The organism is Acidisoma sp. L85 (assembly GCF_009765865.1).
GTDB lineage: Bacteria > Pseudomonadota > Alphaproteobacteria > Acetobacterales > Acetobacteraceae > Acidisoma.
In genome coordinates this window covers 26,042-40,590 of sequence record NZ_LMUQ01000049.1, presented here as the reverse complement: position 1 = coordinate 40,590, position 14,549 = coordinate 26,042, and the positions used below count along the sequence as shown (strand labels likewise).

Genomic DNA, 14,549 nt, shown 5'->3' with positions numbered 1-14,549 from the left:
AGTTGGGTTAGCAAAGATGTCTGACCTGGCTGTGCCTTAGTTCAATCAAAATCCGTCCTCCGGTGCTCACCGAACGAGGACGACAATGGGAACCAAGAAAATGAAGTGTTTGAAGAAAGCTCTCCTTTTCATTTCTGCTGTTACTGTTTCGGCGGCCACCGCTGCGCTTCCAACGGCCAGTTCGGCGTCGGGTCCACCGAGATATACCTTTGCGATTATAACCCACGGCCAGCCTGGCGACACGTTCTGGGACGTTATCCGCAAAGGAGCGCAGGCCGCCGCCCTAAAGGACAACGTCAAGTTGATCTACCTTGCCAATCCGACTGGATCAGGGGAGTCGCAATTGGTCACCAATGTTCTGCAGCAGCATGTGGATGGCATCGCCCTCACGCTCGCTTTTCCTCTGGCGATGTCCACAGCGGTCAAACAGGCGGTCTCGCAGAATGTCCCGGTCGTCGCCTTCAACGCGGCCGGAGACAACTGGAAGCAGATGGGCGTGATGTCCTATATCGGCACCGATGAGACGAGTAGTGGCATGGCTGTCGGCGACCGGCTGAACGCGGCCGGTGTCACAGCGGCACTTTGCATTGATCAAGAGCAGGGAGCCATCCAACTGGAAGATCGCTGCGACGGAATTCAGAAGACATTTAAGGGCAAGCTATCGACCGTCTATGTGCCCGGCTACGATATGGCGAGCGCGCAGTCCCGGATAACGGCAAAACTTCAACAGGATCCAGCGGTCGGTTTTGTCGTCACTCTCGGAGCCGACTTCGTGCCACCCGCGCTCCAGGCGATCAAAATCGCCAACAGCAAAGCTCAGGTTGGCACATTCGGCTTAGACCCGCGTGCGATCACACTTATCGAGCAAGGTAAGCTGCAATGGGCGATTGATATCCAACCTTTTGTTCAGGGCTACGAGTCCATCGATTCGCTTTGGCTCTACAAAACCAATGGTAATGTGATCGGCGGCGGTGGTCCACTGCTGACGGGGCCGACCTTCGTGACAAAGGAAAACGCGGCACAGATCGGGCAATTTGCCAAGCAAGGAACCCGCTGACATCCTGTAGCCTAAAGGAAGATGCACATGGCCGCCGGATGGATCGAAGGGCGTCTATTCCTAGGATAGCTGCAGGCCGGGAGAGTCTATCATGATCCGGGCGCGAGACCGGCGACAGTCTTCTTCTCTGATGACGGTCGAATTCGCGGACGCGCGTTCAGCATGCCGACAATGATAGCAAGCCCCGCTAGGAAGCGCTGGAGCCAGAACGTTGGAGTAGCTGTTGACCAATGATCATGCGATGGGCTCGGTTTCCCCGAGAATTTAAGCGGCGAGGGAAGCGCCTATCGAAACCAGAGGGAAGCGCGATGCGGATCGGGGTTGTCGGATACGGCACCGGGGGGCGGCATTTTCATGTGCCCTTCATCCAGGCGGCCAGAGGGGTCGAACTTGCCGGCATTGTGGCGCGGGCGCCGGCCACGGTCGAACGAGCGAAGAGCGACCTGCCGGGCGTGAGCATCTATCCAAGTCTCACGGCGATGCTCGACGCCGGCGTCGATGCGGTCACGATCAGAACGCCGCCCCAAACAAGACGGGCCTTGGTGCTGGAGGCGATCGCGGCGGGTGTGCCGGTCATCGCCGACAAGCCTTTTGCCCCCGATGCGGCAATCGGCCGGGAGCTCGACGCGGCCGCGAAAGCCAAGGGCGTGGTCCTCAGCGTGTTCCATAACCGGCGGCTCGACGCCGATGTCCAAACGCTGCGCAAGGTGTTGGACGGAGGGCGTCTCGGCGCAATCTGGCGCATTCATTCACGCTTCGATCTCGACGACCCGAACACCTTGGAGGCGGGGCCATTTGGCGGCTTACTCCGCGACGTCGGGAGCCATCTCGTTGACCAGATCCTGTGGCTGCTCGGGCGTGCGACCTCCGTCTACGCTCTGCTGGACGTTGTCGACCGCCCGGAGGGACCGACCGACGCAGGGTTCGTGCTGGCGCTCCAGCATGAAAGCGGCGTCCGGTCCCACTTGTCGTGCAGCAAGCTCAACCACCTCGCAGTCCGCGAGTTCCGCGCTTATGGCGAGGCGGGTAGTTACGTGTCATCGGGAACGGACGTGCAGGCGCAGGCGATCTTTGCGGGCCGTCGTCCGGCGGATGACCTCGCGGGCTGGGGATTCGAGAAACCCGAACTTTGGGGCACGTTGCGAACCGCCGCGGGGAACGAGCGGATACCATCCGAGCAAGGCCGCTATCACGACTATTACGAAGCGTTTGCCGAAGCGGTCCGGGAAGGGGGCCGCCGCCGGTAAGTGCCGAGGAAGCGATTGCCACCATCGCCGTCCTCGACGCCGCACGCGTCAGTGCGGCTGAGGCGCGTGTCGTCTCCATCTAAGTCTAACTGAGGGCAGCGTGCGCGACGAATTTGTTGTATTATGCGGCCCGATCGGTCCGAACGCCGTGCCGCTGATGCGGCCATCGCAGATCCTCAGCATGTCTTTGACCCTGGCGCGCGGGAGTTTTTGGGATCGGCAATAAGCCGCTTCCGGCATGCCGGACTCACCGCGTGACCCGATATTCTTCAACACGAGCATATCGTCGGCGCACGCGCCGAGATCCGGATGGTCGATGCGATTGGCGAGATCATCCAAGGATGATAAATCGCCAATCGTAATCGCGCTTCGCCGGACCGGCCGTGGCTGGGCCGGCGGCGGCTTTTCGACGTCGCCCGTGATGATCTGGCTCCATTAGATAACTAGCTTCGTGACGACCCCACCTCCACTTATTAGAAATTATACTTGTCAATATTGCTTTCGTCGAATGTCGTAAGTTCGGCTTGGGTGTTGATGATATGATCCGGCCCGATGGTAACCGTGCCAAGGCCGGGGACCTCAAATGTCGTGCCCGGCGAGTTCTTGATCGCGCCGCTCTTCACGCCTACGGCGAAATAAGCCGTGAGAAGTCCTTCGTTGTAAGGGCTCCAGAGCTGGATCGCGTGCACCGTACCGTCCTTGATGAAGGGGCGCATCTGATTCGGTGTCCCAAGGCCGGTTAACGTGATCTGCTTCGCTTTGCCGGCGGTCTCAATGACTTGCGCCGCAGCCGCCACTCCCACAGTCGTAGGCGAGATTACTCCTTTCAAAGTCGGATACTTCTGAATCAGCGCTTCCATCTCGGTGGTCGACTTCTGCGGATCGTCATCACCGTAAGCGATCGTCAGCAGTTTCATCTTAGCGTATTTAGGATTATGGGCGAGCACATCCTTCATCGCCGCGATCCAGGTATTTTGGTCGGGCGCATCGGTCGTGGCTGAGAGAATGGCGATGTCCCCCTTATAGCCGATCTCAGAACCAAGCAGCTCCACTTGCCCAGGGCCCGTCTTGGTGAAGTCGACCGGAAGAATACCGGCATCGCGATGTTGAAGGTTTCCAACAAGATCGCCATTGACTGCGAGTACAAGAATGCCGCGCTCCCGTGCGCGGTCGAGCACTTGGTTGAGGGCGTCCGGGCTGTTTGGCGAGATCGCGATCACGCTGACGCCGCGCTGCGTCTGCGCTGTGATGAACGGGATCTGGGAAGTCGCATCAGCCGTAGCGGGGGCCTGAGCGTCGAAAGTGCAGCCAAGCTTGGCACAACCGTCCTGAAAGCCCTTCTCGAGCGAATCGAAGTATGGATTGCCAGTGTTCTTTGGGATGTAGACGATGGAAACCTTATCAGCAGCGTGAGCAACAGCCGCGCCCGCTACCGCGAGTCCCAGCGAAAGTCCGAGCTGCGTTAATCTTTTGAACATAAGTCCCTCCTGTTACATGCTGAGCCCCGGCAGCGCCCGCTATGCTTGGTTGCGAGAGTAGATCAAATTAGTAGAGATGATTGACACGATCAGCAATAAGCCCATCACGGTCAGTTGGTAGGTCACCGGAATATCGGCGACTGTCATACCAGTCGCTATGATAACAAGCAGCCAGGAGGCTATGAACGTTCCAAGAATCGTGCCGCGCCCGCCGAAGATATAAGTCCCACCGAGCATTACGATCAAGACCATTTGAAGCTCGCCGCCTGAGGCCAGATCGTACCGAACAGACGCAAGCCGCGATGTGGCGATAAGCCCGCAGATCGCGCTCACGACGCCCATGCTCACAAACAGCATGAACTTTATCCGCCTTACCTTGATGCCGGCATAACGCGCGGCGACCTCGCTCGTGCCGATCTGATAGATTTGGCGACCCAAGATTGTCGTGCCGAGGACCACCGCAAGGACAATCGAGGCGAAGATGAAAATGAGCACCGGTATTGGCACGCCATAGAGCTCGCGGTAATCTACACCGACGAACCAGGTCGGGAATTTGCTGATCGACCTGTCACCGGCAAGAATCTGGGCGAGGCCCCGATACATGGTGAGCGTGCCGATGGTCACCATAAGAGATGGCAGTCTTAGCCAAAGCACCATAAAGCCGTTGAAAGCGCCCATGACGACGCCAGAGACGATGCTAATAACCATCGCCAAGCCAATTGGCACGCCCGCCTGAAAGGCCGACCCGAACAGACAAGCAGATAGCGCCATCATAGCGGCCGGCGATAGATCGATCTCGCCGGATATGATCACAAGGGTTAGAACCAATGCGACGATCGAGAATTCGGAATAATAGGTCGCACTCTCAAGAATGAAGCTCAGTGAGTCGAAGAACCGTGACAACAGCGAACCGACGATAATAGCCGCGACCAGGAGGACCAAAGTCATAGTCTCTGGACGCATGAGAGTAGCGCGCCAGAGTGGCTTGGACGCATCCTGTGAAGACGCTGAGGGAGGCAGGTTAGTAGTCATGCGGCGTCCCTCGCCAGCAAACCCTTGAGCCCGCCCTGGCGAACGCTACGGTCAATCACGAGCGCGAAGAGAATCACCGCGCCATAGATGGCGTTCTGCCAAAACCCCGACACTCCCAGGACGGGCAATGCCACGCTTACCGCACCGAGCAGAAGTACGCCGAGGGCCGTGCCCCCGACGGAACCGACGCCCCCATTTATCGATACGCCGCCGATGACGATAGGAGCAATGACCGTGAACTCGAAACCGACACCAGTGATGCCCGGATTCACGTAGCCGAAGCGTGACGCGTACAGTACTCCCGCGACCCCGGCCAGTGCACCAGAGATGACGAAAACCAATATGGTAACGGGAGCAGCACGAATGCCGCGCAGCGGCGCCGCGGTTGGGTTGGACCCGATAGCATAGATCTGTCGGCCGAGGCGTGTGTGATCCAGAAAGAAATAGGTTGCCAACGCAATGACGCAGGCGACGATGATGATCCAAGGAATTCCAAATATCGGAGAGGTTTGGCTCATTCCGATAATGTCGCGTGGGATATATTGCGGATCCACCTGTCTTGAATCCGAGTAGAAGAATAGTAGTCCCCGGTAGAGGCTGAGCGTTCCCAGTGTCACGATGATCGACGGCAACCGGAAGATCGTCACCACCAGCCCGTTTACGAGTCCTAGGGCAGAGCCCGTTGCCAGTGCCGCAACGACGCCAAGAAGGACTGGCAAACCGGGGTGATCGCGCCACAACATGCCCGCGACGATCGAGGAAAAGCCGAGAATAGAACCGATGGAGAGATCGACATGCCGGGCGACAATCACCATCATCTCACCCATCGCCGCGATCATGACCAGCGGCACAGCGAGTAAAACGATCCTCAGCGTCTCGGAGGTAAGAAAGCGCGGCTGAAGCACCCCAACGAACAGCGAAAATATGACGATCATTACAATTATGCCGGCTTCGCGACGCCTTAGGAGAGCGATAATCGTCATGCGGCTGCCTGGGCGTCGCCTACAACTTTGCGGCGAGGCACGGCCGCATGCATCACGCTCTCCTCGGTTGCGTCACCGCGGGCAAAATCGCCGGTGAGCTGGCCCTCCGACATCACCAGAACCCGATCGCTCAGTGCAAGCAGCTCGGGCAATTCCGAGGAGATGAGGAGGATCGCTCGCCCCGACGCCGCCAGCGCGCCGATCATCTCGTAGAACTCAGCCTTGACGCCGATATCGACACCGCGCGTCGGCTCATCCAGAATCAGTATCTTCGGGTCCGTCAGCAGCCAACGTGCGAGAATCGCCTTTTGCTGATTTCCACCCGAAAGTTCACCGATGGGTTGACGAGGAGAAACAAGACGGATCATCATTTTCTTGACCGAGTCCAGGGCGATCGTGCGTTCCAACCCGTGTCGTATGAAACCCTTTGGCGCAATCATTTCAGGCACCGCGGCCGTGATGTTTTGCGAGACGGGCAGCGTGCGGAATATGCCCGCTACGGCCCGATCTTCGGGGACAAAGGCCAATCCCTGTGCCACCGCATCCGCTGGCTCCCTGATTTCCACCACTTGACCGTTAACAGCGATGGTTCCAGAGGCAGCCGGCGCGACCCCGAAGATCGCCCGTGCGACATCTGTCCGCCCGGCGCCGACCAGTCCGCCGAGGCCGACGATTTCACCTTTGCGAATCTCAAAGCTGATATTTTCGAACCGACCGGGCAGTGTCAGCCCCTCGACCGCGAGCGCAACCTCGCCAACCGTCGTTTTGTGCTTGGGAATGTAACCCTTCACCTCGCGACCGATCATCAGCCTGATGATCTCAGCGTCCGTAAGATTCTTCGTCTCCTCAGTGGCGATCTTATTGCCGTCGCGAAAGATCGTAACGCGGTCGCAGAGCGCTCGCACTTCCTCCAACCGATGGCTAATGAAGACGATCGAGCGGCCCTCATTTCTAAGTTGCCGAGAGATGCCGAAAAGGGTCTCGACCTCCTTTGGGGTCAGCGGCGCCGTAGGCTCATCCATGATGATGAGCTTGCTTTCGCTGGCCAGCGCTCGCGCGATTTCCACCATCTGTTGGTCGGCGATTGAAAGTCCCCGCATTGGCCTGGTAACGTCAATCATGATTCCGAGCTGCGCCATCAAACTGTTGGCCTCGCGCTTCAGTTCGGCCCATCGCACGCGGCCGAGTGGCTTGCCGTCGTCCCTACCGAGGGCAAGATTTTCCGATATGGACAAGTCCGGAAACGAAATCGGCTCCTGGTGTATGAGGGTAATGCCGAGCTTCTGTGCCGCCAGCGGGCTAAGCACCTCAATCCTCGCATTGTTGAGGAGCAGAACGCCCCGGCTGGGACGGTGAACGCCGGCGACGATTTTGGCAAAGGTCGATTTGCCCGCACCGTTCTCCCCAAGAAGGGCGTGGATCTCGCCCGCATACAGGTCTAGATCGACGTCGCGAAGCACCTCCACACCGGCGAACTGTTTGGTGATGCCGCGCGCCGATAGGAGAATGGCTCGGTCGGCGGCGCTTTGGCCACCGATTGATTGAGTAGAGGCGCTCATGGGACCGGCGCGTCGCTATCGATGAGCCCTTGCAATTTGAGATCCACCCAAAAGTCGGCCGGGATTGGCGCCATAAAGGACGCGACATTCTGTTCGACCTCGCTGGGTTTTACCGCTCCGGGAATCTCGGCAACGACGGCCGGGTGTGCGAGAACAAACTGCAATGCCGCAGCGGGGAGCTTCACGTTGTGGGTTCGGCAGGCCGCCTCTATTTCTCTGACTCTTCTTCGCACATCTTCCGGCGCGTCGGCATAGGCATATTTCGCGGCAGCGCCGGAATCACTGACAAGAATGCCCGATGCGAAAGGCGAACCAATCAATACGCTGACGCCACGTTTCACGCATTCAGCCATCCCGGTATGAAGGCTCGCCTGATCGATCAGCGTATAGGGCATAGCGACCAGAACGAAATCGAGGTCCACGATAGGAGCGATCGTCTCGAACGCTTCCTTAGTATTGACGCCCATCCCAATCGCGCTGATCTCTCCCCGCCGCTTCAGCTCCTCAAGGGCCTTGATTCCGGAGGTGACGAGACTGCGCTTATGGTGGCCGATTTCCTCTTGATGAAACAGGCTGTCAAGGTCGTGGATGACCAGCGCGTCAACTGTGTTTATGCCTAGCCGCATCAGGCTTTGCTCGTACGAACGCATGAAGCCATCATAGCTGTAGTCGAAGCGGTGTTGGAACGGCAGGCCACCCTTCCACATCGCGGACTTGAAGGCGGGCGGGTCAAAAGGGCGTTCTAGTACGCGCCCGACCTTGGTGGTCAACACATAGTCACGGCGTGGCCGATGCCGCAGCCCGAAGCCAAGACGGTGTTCCGCAAGGCCGAGCCCATAAAAGGGTGCCGTGTCAAACAGCCGAATGCCCGAATTCCAAGCTGCGTCGATCGTCGCTAGCGAGTCCGCTTCGGTTACAAGACCATACAACTCTCCCAGATGTGCCGAGCCAAAGCCGAGGACCGGAACCGAGAGGGACGTCTTGCCAATGCGGCGACGCTCGAAATCCAGCGGCATAAGGTCAACTCCCTCGGAACTGATTGACTTTTCTAATTGAACCTTAGGTCGCGTGGCTTTGCAGGTTGTCAGACAGAGACCTGTTTGGCAAGATTCAAGCGGCTTAGTCGTGGAGAATTGGAGCCAGATGAAGTCGCTGCGGCTGTGTGCGAGTGGGAGATGCGGCAATCAGCTCTCAACCAGAAAAAAATCCCGGCTACCGTTTAAGCGCTAAAATCATCGAACTGGATAATGACTTTGCCGGCGCGGCCGCTCGCGGTTAGTGCGTAGGCCTCGGCAGCCTGAGAAAGGGGGAAACGGTCGGTGATTATACGATGCGGCTGGAGACCCCAGTCATCTAGGTCCTCGCAGCATTGGTCCATGTTGTGCAAGCTGGTGACCCAGGACCCGATCAGCGTGCGCTGCATATGCATCAAGTCCTCGCTGACGTTGAAATGCACATCTCCCATTTCGCCGATATAGACGCAGCGGCCCCATTCATGCGTCGCCTGTAACGCGAGCAGCCGGCCGAGCGAGCTTCCTGAACAATCGAGACTGACATTCGCTCCCCCATGCGTGACTTCGCGGATCCGCGCCAGCGTGTCGGCGCCGGCGATAAAGCCGTGATCGATTATGCCGAGCCGTTTCGCCGTGGCGATGCGCTCCGCCTCGATATCGACTCCGATGCGGAGCTTTGCGCCACGTCCGCCTGCCAGCAGCAGTGCCGCCATACCGACCGGACCCAGCCCGACGACGAGCACACGATCGCTTCCTGAGACGCCACCACGGAGGATGCCTTCGTAGGCGGTCCCGACGCCGCAGGAAATGAAACAGCCGTCCTCGTAAGTCAGACTGGGCGGCAGATGAACTAAGTCACGCTCGTCGGCCAAGAGATACTCCGCATGGCCGCCGTCGCGCTGCCAGCCATAGGCTGCCCGCTGTGGATCCGTGCAACTGATCTGGAAGCCCTTGCGGCAATTCCGACAGAACCCGCAGCCGCTGATGTGATACACTGCCACGCGATCGTGGTGTTTGAAATGGCGGCAGCCGGGACCCAAATCGATGACCTCGCCACTTGGCTCGTGGCCAGCGACGACGCCACGATAGGCGGCGGCAGCCTCGCCACCCTTATGCTCGTGGTAGATATAGTGAATGTCGCTGCCGCAAATTCCCGAAGCACGCATGCGGAGCAGCACTTGGCCGATTCCAGGCTGAGGGATCATGATCTCCCTTAGCTGAACGGTCGAATTGCCAGGAAGGTAGGCAGCGAGCATCTTGCTCATCAGCGTCAGCCCTTATCTTGCATCGGCGAATCCAATTCAGACATGCCGACCAGAGCGGCGCGAGGCCGCGACGTTAAGAAGTACGGCGACCACGATGATGACGCCGCGCACAACGTCCTGCACGAATGAATTTATGCCATACAGCACTAGCCCGTCGCCAATCACTGTAATTGTTAGGACGCCGAGCAGGGTGCCCAGCATTGAACCGCGGCCGCCCGAAAGGGATGTGCCCCCCACGACAACGGCCGCAATCACGTCAAACTCCAGGCCGGACGCCGCCCCCGCATTTCCGCTGCCCAGCCGCGCCAGCAGCATGATGGCCGTGATCGCGGCCATCAACCCCGAGATCGCGAAGACGAGGATACGAATACGCGTTACGTTGATGCCGCATAGATGTGCCGCGTTGGCATTCCCGCCAACCGCATAGACGGAACGGCCGAAAGCAGTCTTCCGAGAGACAAACACGAAGACTCCGAATAAGATCACCATGACAACTGCGGAGACCGGTAGGCCGAAGACGTTGTCGCCGATCCAGTCCAGCGTGTCGTTGTCGTCGAAGGTTACGGGAAGCGCATTTGTCATGAACAGTGCGAGGCCACGCAGCGCACTCCACAATCCCAGCGTCGCCACAAAGGACGGCACGCTGAAGATCGCGCGTAACACGCCTGCCAGACTGCCGAGACATAGACCGAGAACGACACCGCCGATCAAGGCAAAAGGCAGCGGCACAGGCACTTTCATCAGAAACGCCATGATGACCGCTATAAATGCAACCATGGGTCCGACACTGATATCTATCTCGCCCGCGACGATCACCAAGGTCTGCGCCCAAGCGGCGATGCCGATGGTCGCGCCGTCACGCAGGATGTTCACCTGGTTGTTGGCGCTCAAGAAGCCTGGGGACAGGGCGCCAAACACGCCATAGAGAATTACGATGATTGCGAGCAAGCCCAGCTCGTTCATATGTCCCGCTAACATCCGCCGCGTTTCGGCGACGCCCCTCGGGGATACAGTCGGTACACTCATCGTTATTTCTCTCAGCCGATGCATGCGGCAAGCAACCGCTCCGCATCGATCGACGGAGCGATGTGTTCCTCGGCCATCACACCGTCGCGCAGCACCAGGACACGGTCGCAGACCTGGTCGAGTTCCTCGATTTCACTCGACACGAACAGGACGGCGCGCCCCTCCGCTGCGAGCGCGCGGATGATATCGTAGATCTGAGCCTTAGCTTCAATGTCCACGCCGCGCGTCGGCTCATCGAGCAACAGGATACGTGAGCCGGCGTGGATCCAGCGCCCTATCACTACTTTTTGTTGGTTGCCGCCTGAAAGTGTGACGATTGGCGTTTCCAGACGAGCAGTCTTGACGTGAAGACGTTCGACCACTGTCCGCGCCGCGCTCTCGACTGCGGCTGAGGACAGGACGCCGCCTCGGGTCACGCGGGAAAAGTCGGTCAACACAATGTTCTCATCGACGCCGAGAAGGGGGACAATGCCGTCCTCCTTGCGGCTTTCTGGAGTATAGCCGAACCCGCGCTGCATCATACCCTTGTAACTGGGTTTGGCGATCTTCTCATCGCGGACCCGGACGCTGCCTGCACTCGGGAGCCGTAGTCCCATGACGATCTCAAGGAGCTCGGTGCGCCCAGAGCCGAGCAGGCCGGCAATCCCTAGCACCTCGCCCGCGTGCAGATCGAAGGTAATGTTGCGCAGCTTTGGCGGCATTGCGATCCCTTCGACAGAAAGCGTCGTTTTGCCAATGGCAGAAGTATGCGCCGGCCGCGCCTGCTCGACGCGGCCCAACATCATCTGTATGATATCCTCAGTTCTCGCCCCCGCAACGGACAGGGTTGATGCGACGCGCCCGTCCCGCATCACTGTTGCTGTATCGGCCAGAGTTCTCGCCCCCGCAACGGACAGGGTTGATGCGACGCGCCCGTCCCGCATCACTGTTGCTGTATCGGCCAGACGGCGGATCTCGCTCATGCGGTGGCTCACGTAGAGAACCGCAGCGCCAGCGGCGGCCGCCTCACGCACCGCGTTGCAGACCTGATCGACCTCAGCGGCGGCGAGCGAACTCGTCGGCTCGTCGAGAATGACCAGACGAGGGACACCCAAAAAGGCCCGGGCGATCTCCACCATCTGTCGCGCCGCTGGGGCTAAGGTGCCGGTGAGTAGCCGGGGATCGAGCGACAAGCCCAGCCGGCGCAGGGCTTCTCGCGCCTGCTCGGCCATCGCCCGATGATCGAGCACGCGCCGACGCCGCGGCCAATTACCAAGGAACATGTTCTCCGCTATGGTCATGCTCGGAACGAGGCTGAGTTCTTGGTAGACGGCTCGAAGCCCGCGCTCCGCCGCTTCCCGGGTCCGCCTTTGACCAAACTCGACAAAAGGCTTGCCGCTGAGCAAGACCTCGCCAGAGTCCGCGGACTCGGCACCCGTGAGCAGGCGGATGAGCGTCGATTTTCCCGCACCGTTTTTCCCAAGAACGGCGCGGACTTCCCCGGGCATCACGGAGAAATCGACCTCGTCTAGCGCGATCACGCCAGGATATCGTTTGGTTGCCGAGCGAAGTTCAGCAACTGGCAACTGGGCTCCGGTCATGGGCCGTATTCCACTCCGGTTACAATGCTGCGCTGTGGGCGCCGGTCCCGGCGAAACATCCATTGGGTTGCGAGCAATACAGCCCTTTCACCGCAGGCATGATCATCCGGGCAAACGAACAAAATCGGCCATACCGAGCGTCGGTGTCCTCTTATGGCAAGCCATCTTTGTGGCTTTCGAGCCAAGCCGTAGCTTCGGCAGGCGTCGTATAAAGATCAATTGGTACGGGAATTAGGGTTGCGGCGCCCTCTTTCCCCTGCAGGGCCAGCAGAGCCGCCTTAAATGCAGCGCGCCCAATAGTTTTACCCGAAACGTCAACCTCACCTTTCAGGACTTCGTGGCTGACCAATTCCCGAGCAATATCCGAAGTCATATCGCTCCCGAAGACGACCGTTTTCCCAACACGACCCTGACTCCGGACCGCCTTAACAGCGCCGAGCGTCGCGCCACCGGATTCGCCAAAGAATGCATCAAGATTGGGGTTAGCCGTAAGCACGGTCTGGCCCACCGACATTGCCTTGTCGAGAACGGTACCCTCCTGGTTCGAAACGATCTTCGCCCCCGACAGCCGCCCCATCAGGGCTTTCTCAAAGCCCTTGCGGCGTTGCACGCAAACCTCGACGAATTCACAGTTGAGCACGGCGAAGGTGGGGTTTTTGTTCCCGGCGCTCTCGAAGTAATCCGCGGCAGCACCGCCCAAGCGCTCTCCAAACGTGAATGGATCACCCACCGCATACGCCGCAACATATTTCTTCATAGCGTTCGGTTCGATGCAGGTATTGTAGCAAACCACCGGAATACCAGCGCGAGACGCCCGACGGACAGCTTGCACAGATCCATCCGCCGAAACGGCGGAGAGGATGATGGCTTTCACGTTAGCCGCTATGAGCGTGTCAACGAAGGCGCTCTCTTTTGAAACATCGCCACCCGCATTTGTTTCCAGGAGATCAATCTTTTGACCTTGGCTTGCGGCTTCATCCTGGACTCCTTTTCGGACCCCCGCATAGAATCCCTGCGAGTCGAGGTAGATCGCCCCGATCTTGGTCTCGGCTGCCTGAGCGATACATGTTGATATCGCTAGAAACCCCAACGCCACTGTTGGAATAAGACGATTCATAACACTGCTCCCTACTTGTTGGCGGTTTTGCCGCTTCAAACATGTTCCTTACCTCAAAGAGACAAACGGCTCGTCGAATGAGCCCTGCTCCTCAGCGGCTGCTCTGCTTCGGTATGCGGGCATGGCTTGGTAGAACAACGCGCCATGCCCCAGCATTCGGCTAAGGATTCATGCAAATCATGGTCTTGATCTCATCCGGTAGCGGCTTGAGCCAGCCGTCTAGGGCATCGGAAAGGGGCAACACTCGACTGACGAGCGAGTCCGCATCGATCTGCCCGTTTTTTATCGCCGCGATGACTGTAGGCCATGTGAACTTATACCGCATTACACCATGGATAGTCACTTCACGCTCGATGATCGCAGACATGGGAAGGCTCGCGACCTGCGCGCCGACGCCGATCAATACGGCGCGGCCCCCTGATCTAACTTTCAGACAGCCGTCGTGGCGGACGGATTCTACTCCGGAGCATTCCATAAGAACATCGAATTGCTCATCCACATCGGCCAGGTTGCTCGTGGTCCGAGCGCCAAAGGTTCCTGCGAGTTGGCGGCGCCCTGTATGGGGCTCGACCACAACAATTTCTGTCGCGCCTGCGGCTCGTGCGACTTGAACCGCGAACTGTCCGACTGGGCCGCCGCCGGTCACCAATACGCGCGATCCGAGATGAATAGCACCCTTCTCCGCACCTGCCAGGGCGACGGAGATGGTCTCTACCATGGCCGCTGCGTTGTCGCTCACGCTATCGGGAATTTTGAAGGCATTTTGCGATGGAACGCAGAGATACTGCTGCATCGCACCATCGGTTCCGGGAACGCCAAAGAATTTCTGAGTAGGGCATATATTGTAATTTCCTTCGAGAACAAAGGGGTCGCCCGGGGTCGGCATGAGCGGCTCGACTGCCACACGATCATCCAGCCGCTGGGCGTCCACGCCGTCGCCAACCGCCACAATCCGACCGCCAAATTCGTGCCCGAGCACCACCGGGGAAGTAACAATCTCGCTGCCGCACCGACCATCAAAATAAAAGTGCTTGTCCGAACCGCAGATCCCCACCGCACCGATCTTCAGTAGCACTTCTCCAGCCTTCGGCACCGGGACCATGCGTTCGGCGAACTCGAAGTGCTCCCTGCGCTTGAGTATGAGGGCACGCATAGTCTTAGGAATTGTCTCGCTATTGCGCCGCATCTAGAC

Annotated in this window: 13 protein-coding genes; 2 read left to right on the top strand and 11 right to left on the bottom strand. The window is 58.9% G+C overall.

The window, feature by feature from the left end:
* Positions 1–85 precede the first annotated feature (85 nt).
* Positions 86–1,057, top strand: a complete 972-nt coding sequence (locus GSQ83_RS14345) for a substrate-binding domain-containing protein (protein ID WP_254065691.1) — start codon at positions 86–88, stop codon at positions 1,055–1,057.
* A 308-nt stretch (positions 1,058–1,365) separates the two neighbouring features.
* Positions 1,366–2,304 carry a Gfo/Idh/MocA family protein gene (locus tag GSQ83_RS14340; RefSeq protein WP_216850196.1) on the top strand — a complete coding sequence of 313 codons (939 nt, stop codon included), beginning with the start codon at positions 1,366–1,368 and terminating at the stop codon, positions 2,302–2,304.
* A gap of 48 nt (positions 2,305–2,352) precedes the next feature.
* On the opposite strand, the gene GSQ83_RS14335 is transcribed toward GSQ83_RS14340, so the two are convergent.
* From GSQ83_RS14335 to GSQ83_RS14285, 11 genes are all read right to left on the bottom strand, one after another.
* Positions 2,353–2,586, bottom strand: coding sequence for a dihydroxy-acid dehydratase (locus GSQ83_RS14335; protein ID WP_158803720.1), 234 nt, complete (start codon positions 2,584–2,586; stop codon positions 2,353–2,355).
* A 191-nt stretch (positions 2,587–2,777) separates the two neighbouring features.
* Complete coding sequence (locus GSQ83_RS14330; protein WP_158803559.1) at positions 2,778–3,782, bottom strand: substrate-binding domain-containing protein; 1,005 nt, start codon at positions 3,780–3,782, stop codon at positions 2,778–2,780.
* 39 nt (positions 3,783–3,821) lie between these two features.
* Positions 3,822–4,730 (bottom strand): ABC transporter permease, encoded by a 909-nt coding sequence (locus tag GSQ83_RS14325; RefSeq protein WP_254065707.1) that lies wholly within the window; start codon positions 4,728–4,730, stop codon positions 3,822–3,824.
* 80 nt (positions 4,731–4,810) lie between these two features.
* Positions 4,811–5,797, bottom strand: a complete 987-nt coding sequence (locus tag GSQ83_RS14320; RefSeq protein ID WP_158803557.1) for an ABC transporter permease — start codon at positions 5,795–5,797, stop codon at positions 4,811–4,813.
* Positions 5,794–7,356, bottom strand: a complete 1,563-nt coding sequence (locus tag GSQ83_RS14315; protein ID WP_158803556.1) for a sugar ABC transporter ATP-binding protein — start codon at positions 7,354–7,356, stop codon at positions 5,794–5,796. The genes GSQ83_RS14320 and GSQ83_RS14315 overlap by 4 nt, the downstream gene beginning before the upstream one ends.
* On the bottom strand, positions 7,353–8,540 hold the full coding sequence (locus GSQ83_RS14310) for an aldo/keto reductase (RefSeq protein WP_216850192.1): 1,188 nt from the start codon (positions 8,538–8,540) through the stop codon (positions 7,353–7,355). Before GSQ83_RS14310 ends, GSQ83_RS14315 begins: the two co-directional genes overlap by 4 nt.
* 35 nt (positions 8,541–8,575) lie before the next feature.
* Positions 8,576–9,634, bottom strand: a complete 1,059-nt coding sequence (locus tag GSQ83_RS14305) for a zinc-binding dehydrogenase (protein ID WP_158803554.1) — start codon at positions 9,632–9,634, stop codon at positions 8,576–8,578.
* Positions 9,635–9,670: 36 nt separating this feature from the next.
* The gene (locus GSQ83_RS14300; protein ID WP_158803553.1) at positions 9,671–10,660 is read right to left on the bottom strand and encodes an ABC transporter permease; all 990 of its coding nucleotides are present in this window, start codon (positions 10,658–10,660) and stop codon (positions 9,671–9,673) included.
* An 11-nt stretch (positions 10,661–10,671) separates the two neighbouring features.
* Positions 10,672–12,240: a sugar ABC transporter ATP-binding protein gene (locus GSQ83_RS14295; RefSeq protein ID WP_158803552.1), complete on the bottom strand. Its 1,569-nt coding sequence runs from the start codon at positions 12,238–12,240 to the stop codon at positions 10,672–10,674.
* 151 nt (positions 12,241–12,391) lie between these two features.
* Entirely contained in the window at positions 12,392–13,357 is a 966-nt protein-coding gene (locus GSQ83_RS14290; RefSeq protein ID WP_158803551.1) for a substrate-binding domain-containing protein, read from the bottom strand.
* A 160-nt stretch (positions 13,358–13,517) separates the two neighbouring features.
* The gene (locus GSQ83_RS14285; RefSeq protein WP_158803550.1) at positions 13,518–14,543 is read right to left on the bottom strand and encodes an alcohol dehydrogenase catalytic domain-containing protein; all 1,026 of its coding nucleotides are present in this window, start codon (positions 14,541–14,543) and stop codon (positions 13,518–13,520) included.
* Positions 14,544–14,549: the final 6 nt, after the last annotated feature.

Excerpts from the sequence above, each read along its gene's own strand:
- GSQ83_RS14345 (WP_254065691.1), top strand. The coding sequence starts at position 86 with ATGGGAACCAAGAAAATGAAGTGTTTGAAGAAAGCTCTCCTTTTCATT.
- GSQ83_RS14340 (WP_216850196.1), top strand. The coding sequence starts at position 1,366 with ATGCGGATCGGGGTTGTCGGATACGGCACCGGGGGGCGGCATTTTCAT.
- GSQ83_RS14335 (WP_158803720.1), bottom strand. The coding sequence starts at position 2,586 with ATGCTCGTGTTGAAGAATATCGGGTCACGCGGTGAGTCCGGCATGCCG.
- GSQ83_RS14330 (WP_158803559.1), bottom strand. The coding sequence starts at position 3,782 with ATGTTCAAAAGATTAACGCAGCTCGGACTTTCGCTGGGACTCGCGGTA.
- GSQ83_RS14325 (WP_254065707.1), bottom strand. The coding sequence starts at position 4,730 with ATGACTTTGGTCCTCCTGGTCGCGGCTATTATCGTCGGTTCGCTGTTG.
- GSQ83_RS14320 (WP_158803557.1), bottom strand. The coding sequence starts at position 5,797 with ATGACGATTATCGCTCTCCTAAGGCGTCGCGAAGCCGGCATAATTGTA.
- GSQ83_RS14315 (WP_158803556.1), bottom strand. The coding sequence starts at position 7,356 with ATGAGCGCCTCTACTCAATCAATCGGTGGCCAAAGCGCCGCCGACCGA.
- GSQ83_RS14305 (WP_158803554.1), bottom strand. The coding sequence starts at position 9,634 with ATGAGCAAGATGCTCGCTGCCTACCTTCCTGGCAATTCGACCGTTCAG.
- GSQ83_RS14300 (WP_158803553.1), bottom strand. The coding sequence starts at position 10,660 with ATGAGTGTACCGACTGTATCCCCGAGGGGCGTCGCCGAAACGCGGCGG.
- GSQ83_RS14295 (WP_158803552.1), bottom strand. The coding sequence starts at position 12,240 with ATGACCGGAGCCCAGTTGCCAGTTGCTGAACTTCGCTCGGCAACCAAA.
- GSQ83_RS14290 (WP_158803551.1), bottom strand. The coding sequence starts at position 13,357 with ATGAATCGTCTTATTCCAACAGTGGCGTTGGGGTTTCTAGCGATATCA.
- GSQ83_RS14285 (WP_158803550.1), bottom strand. The coding sequence starts at position 14,543 with ATGCGGCGCAATAGCGAGACAATTCCTAAGACTATGCGTGCCCTCATA.